A 5628-nucleotide genomic window follows, 5' to 3' on the forward strand; every position below is an offset into this window, starting at 1 on the left:
GCGCGGCCAGGCCTTGAAGCTTGGGCGGGGGCCTGTCTTTCAAGCTGTCCAGCGGCGGGTGGGTTCGAATGGGAAGTAGCGCGATCGGCGCGGTAGGTGAGATGCGGCAACCGGACCAGAAGCAGTCCTATGACACGATGGTTCTGTGCGAAGCGCCGAGCAGGCGTATGCGGTAGGCCACAGTCCTTCGATCCACCGGTTAGACCTCGGCAGTCCAGCAGCGGACATTCATTTCTTGCCCCCAAGTTTCGCGCCAATGAGGCCTTGTACTGGCCATGCTCTGCATGCTGCTCAAAGACCTTTGCACTGCGCGACTCCCCTATCGTTCCACGCCGGGCTTCTCAGGCATGGACTCGGACCCGTCGACCGGGCCACTGGGGGGCGCGCTCCTCACGATGGCGCGCATCCCGACGATGAACTGCGCAAGCTTCTCGGCTTCGGCGAAGGTGGCGCTTTCGGAGCCCGGAGTCTCGGATGCCTGCACCTGTGCAAGCCGGCGCAGGATGGCTTCCTTCTCCTGCAGTGCGCGCAGGGCGGACCAGAGCGTTTCGTCTGTCACGTTCTCTTGCAACGACGCCAGCCCCCGCAGGCTGAATGCGTGCCCCGTGTGACAGAGGAACCGCAGCGGTTTCCCCTCCTTGAGCTCGAACAGCGCACCGCCGCATTCCGGGCAGGTGAATTTAGAGGGAACGCCGATGGCATCGAGATCTTGCATGTTTGCATTCCCCAGGCTGATCGCATGTTCGATGCGCAGCCACTCCGGCGCATTGGTCGCCGGCGCGTTTTCCAGGGGTTGTGCCAGTGAGTTCAGGAGATCGGTCATGGCATCGAGCCTTAAGACATGGTCGACGGCCGTGCTCGCCAGCGCGCTGCGCGGCATGCTGGGCTCGGCGGCTTCTTCGGGATCCTGCACGAGCGCGATCCCCCCGCAGGCCTTGATCGCGCGCAATCCTGCAGCCCCATCGTCGAGCATGCCGGTCAACACGACGCCGACGACCCGGGCTCCCTTGTCGAGCGCGGCCGAACGAAAAAGAGGGTTGATCGCCGGTCGGGCGTGGTTTTCCTTGGGTCCACGGATGAGCCTGAGCAGTCCGCCGTCCAGGAGCAGGTGCTGGTCGGGCGGGGCCACGTAGATCATCCCGGCAACCGGTTGCATCCCCGTCTGCGCCAGCACCGCGTGGTTCGGTCCGCTCCGGTTCAGCAATTCGGGAAGATGGCTGCGATGCGCGCCGATGTGCAGCACGATGAGCACCGGCGCCGGCAGGTTCGGGGACAGGCGAGCGGCGATGCGAAGGAACGCCTCCACCCCGCCGGCCGAAGCCCCGATGACGATGACCCGGTTGTCAATCTCCACGTTGCCCTCCGAACCGGCAGCATCGTCCGGACTTTTCGTCGCAAAAAGGGCAAGATACTCCAAATATCAGCCCCTGTCCGAAGAGCCACTCCGTCCATGCGTTCAGATCCTCAACAGACCGCCCCCGGCGGCGAGAAGCAGTCGGCGGGACCCCACGTTCACGAGCCCCCCATCGTCGTCGGCATCGGCGGTTCGGCGGGCGGCCTCGGGGCGCTCATGGCGCTGCTGGAGGCGGCCGGCGACGACGTCCCGATGGCGGTCGTGGTCGTGCTACATCTTTCGCCGGATCACGAGAGCAAGGCCGTCGAGATCCTGCAGCGGGTCACACCGCTGGTCGTGAGCCAGGTCACCGAGCGAACGCCGCTGGAGGCAGGTCACGTGTACGTGATCGCGCCGGGAATGGACCTGATCACCGAGGACGGCCACGTCCAGCCGGCCACCGCAGCCACCAAGCGGCCCTCCTCCGTCATCGACCTGTTTTTCCGGTCCTTGGCGCAGGTGCACCGGGAGCGTGCCGTTGGCATCGTGCTGTCGGGCACGGGCCGCGACGGCTCCCTGGGCATCGCCCATGTGAAGGAGTGCGGTGGCTTCACCATCGCCCAGTCGCCCGAGGCCAGCGAGCACAACGACATGCCGCGGGCGGCCATCGCCACCGGGTCGGTCGACCTTGTCCTTCCGGCCGTCGAGATCGGGAAGCGCCTGGTGGACCTCGCCAGACTCCCACGCATCCTGGATGCGACGGCACAGGAGGGGGACGCCGCGGGGGCAACGGAGGCAGGGTCCGGCGAAGAGCCATCCGCCGAGCGGGCGTTTCACGACGTTCTCACCGCGCTGCGGGTTCGCACGCGCCACGACTTCCGGCACTACAAGCGCGCGACGGTGATGCGCCGGCTCGAGCGCAGGATGCAGGTGACCCGAATGCCGAGCATCCAGGCCTACCGCGATTACGTGCGGAAGAACCCCGAGGAGCTCGCTCCCTTGCTGGCGGACATGCTGATCAGCGTCACCAACTTCTTCAGGGACCCGGCGGCATTCGACGCCCTGCAGCGCGACGTCGTGCCGGACTTGATGGAAGGCGTTCCGGAAGGCGAGGAGCTGAGGGTGTGGGTCGCGGCTTGCGCCTCGGGGGAGGAGAGCTATTCCGTGTCGATCCTGCTTCAGGAATACGCCGACCGGATGACGCAACCACCGCGCATCCAGGTGTTCGCGAGCGACATCAACGAAGCGGCGCTCCATGTCGCGCGCACGGGTGTGTATCCGGCGAATATCGCCGCCGATGTCTCGGAGTCTCGCCTGCTCGGCTACTTCGACAAGGAGGAGGGCGATTTCTACCGCGTGCGAACCGCAGTGCGGGAAATGATCGTCTTCGCGCGGCACAACGCGCTCGGGGACCCTCCTTTCTCTCGGCTCGATCTCATCTGTTGCCGCAACCTGCTGATCTATCTTGACCGGACGGCGCAAGCGACAATGCTCGAGATGTTCGCCTATGCCTTGAAGCCCGGCGGCTACCTGTTCCTCGGCAATGCGGAATCCCTCGATGCGCTGAGCACACTGTTCGAGACGATCAACAAGGAGCACCGGATCTATAGGCTTCGGCCCGAGGCAGCCGCGACAGCGCGCACGCGCATTCCTTCGCAGCTGGTGAGCACCGGCACGGCTGCCGCACCCATTGCCGGCGCACAGGAGCAACGAAGCGCCTCGGCGTACCCCGACCAACCGATAGCCGCCCTGCATGAAAGTGCCCTGGTGGCCTCGTCGCCGCCGAGCGTGCTGATCAATGCCGATCACGAGATCGAACGGGTCTCCAACGGGGCCAACCGCTTCGTCGCGTTCGGCGACGGCCTGCCGACGCGAAACCTCCTGAACAATATGGCACCCGACATCCGGATGGAGCTGCGAGCCGCGCTGTTCAGTGCCGGCGAGTCCCGGCAACCCGTGCGGAGCGTCTTCCGCAGGGACGGCGCAAACGGAGGAAGCAACGCGCCGCTTCTGGCGCTGACGATCGACCCGGTCAAGGACGCGGATGGCTTTCCTCGACATTGGCTCGTTCGCTTCGAGGAATTGGTCGAAGGCAACGTCGGCCCGCCGAACGCTAACGATGCGGACGGCGCTCCCTACCGGGCGGCGATGCAGCGTCTCGAAGAAGAAAACCGATCGCTGAAGGCACATCTTCAGGATACGCTGGACCGTTCGGCCACGTCGAACGAAGAACTCAAGGCCTCCAACGAGGAGCTCCAGGCCATCAACGAGGAACTGAGGTCCGCCAAGGAAGAGCTGGAGACCAGCAAGGAGGAACTGCAGTCGCTCAACGAGGAACTGACCACCGTCAACTTCGAACTGCGCATGAAGGTGGAGGAAGCCAGCCGCAACAACGACGACCTTCGCAACCTGATGGAGGCGTCGGAGATCGCCACCGTGTTCGTTGACTCCGCCATGTGTGTAAAGCGCTTCACACCGCAGGCCAGCAAGCTGTTCGCACTGATCCCATCGGATGTCGGCAGGCCCTTGATGGACGTCAAGAGCCGGCTTCGCTACGACGAGATCGTGGAGGATGCCACCGCCGTGTTCAAGCAGTTGCGCCCCGTCGAGCGCAGCATCACGAGCGTCGACGACGAGCATTTCTTTGCCCGGATCCTGCCCTACCGCACGAGCCAGGACAAGATCGGAGGCGCCGTCCTGACCTTCATCAACGTGACGGAACTGCGTCATGCAGAAGATCGGGTGCGCCTGACGGAGGAGCGTTTGCGCGACGCGATCGCAACGAGCAAGGACTTTGCCGTGGTGAGCACCGACGCGGCGGGCCGGATCACGACATGGAACCAAGGGGCCGAGCGAATCTTCGGCTATGACCCGGCAGAGATCATTGGCAAATCAATCGACGTGCTCTTCACTCCAGAGGACCGGGCAGCAGGCGCGCCGGAGCGTGAACGCAACGATGCCGCGCGCGTCGGGCGCGCCTCGGACGAACGCTGGCATCTGCGACGGGACGGAACGACCTTTTTCTGCAGCGGCGTCATGACACCGCTGCACGGCGGCGGCGGTGTGAGCTTTGTCAAGATTGCGCGCGACGTCTCGGCGGCCAAGGAGCTGGAGCTCCAGCAGCGAACCGAGTTGAGCAACGAACAACTTTCGGCCGCCGAAATGAAGCACGCATCGGAGCTGAAGGATCGCTTCCTTGCCGTCATGTCACACGAGCTGAAGCAACCCTTGAACCTGATCAACGTCAACGCCGAGCTGCTGGCCCGCTTGCCCGAAGCCCGGGAATCACCGACGGTGCGCCGAATCGGCCACACCATCATGCGTGCCGTGTCGGCGCAGGAGAAGATAGTCAACGACCTGCTTGATCTCTCACGGGTGCAGACAGGAAAGATGCGGCTGCAATGCGAAGCTACGGATGTCGCTCAGATTGTTCAGCAACTCGGCCACGCCATGGCTTCGGATGCCCAAGACAAGGGCATAGCGCTCGAAGTTCAGGCCCGACAACCTGTCTTCTGCAATTGCGATCCTGTGCGCATCGAACAGGTGGTTTGGAATCTTCTCGGCAATGCGTTGAAGTTCACTCCTGAAGGAGGACGTGTCAGCATCAGGGTGTCTACGGAAGGGCTATCGGCCAAGCTGGAGGTGGCCGACACCGGTGTGGGCATATCCGCGGATGTCTTGCCGGGCGTGTTCGAGCTCTTCAGCCAGGGCGCGGCGACGGATCAACTGGGCTCGCGCCGGTCGGGACTGGGAATCGGACTCGCCCTGGTCAGGGAACTGGTGCAGGCGCATCGGGGCCGCATCGAGGCGGCATCACCTGGCGAAGGGCAAGGATCCACCTTCACTGTCTGGCTTCCCCTGGCAGCCGAAGCGCGCTCCAGGTCCGACTCTTCGCCGCCATCCACGTTATTGCATCGCCGCATCCTGATGGTGGACGACGACGAGGACAGCCTGGTGACGTTCTCAGCTCTGCTTGGCCTGGAAGGCGCCACGGTCGATACGGCCATCAGCGCATCTGCCGCTCTCGACATGCTTGCAGCGGGGCACTATGACCTTGTCTTGTCCGACATTGGAATGCCGGAGATGTCGGGCTTGGAGTTCATCAAGCGGGCACGCAAGCTGCAGCCTGAGAAGCAGTTCAAAAGCATAGCGATCAGCGGATATGGACGGGAAGTGGACGAGCGCGCGGCCCTGGCAGCGGGTTTTGATGCTCACCTCTCCAAACCGGTTTCGCTCGCCCGTCTGAAGACCGCCATGGAACGGCTTTGAAGCCCCAAATCTGTTGGACAGCGAAG

2 protein-coding genes are annotated in these 5628 nt (G+C 64.0%); one reads left to right on the top strand and one right to left on the bottom strand.

What is annotated here, in order from left to right; translation table 11 throughout:
- Positions 1 to 319: 319 nt before the first annotated feature.
- On the bottom strand, positions 320 to 1417 hold the full coding sequence (locus AC3A6Y_RS34840) for a chemotaxis protein CheB (protein ID WP_487872765.1): 1098 nt from the start codon (positions 1415 to 1417) through the stop codon (positions 320 to 322).
- Positions 1418 to 1450: 33 nt separating this feature from the next.
- On the opposite strand from AC3A6Y_RS34840, the gene AC3A6Y_RS34845 reads away from it, so the two are divergent.
- Positions 1451 to 5602 (top strand): CheR family methyltransferase, encoded by a 4152-nt coding sequence (locus tag AC3A6Y_RS34845; protein ID WP_487872766.1) that lies wholly within the window; start codon positions 1451 to 1453, stop codon positions 5600 to 5602.
- The last annotated feature ends 26 nt before the right edge of the window (positions 5603 to 5628 follow it).

Source organism: Variovorax sp. Soil_C_17, from assembly GCF_057657265.1.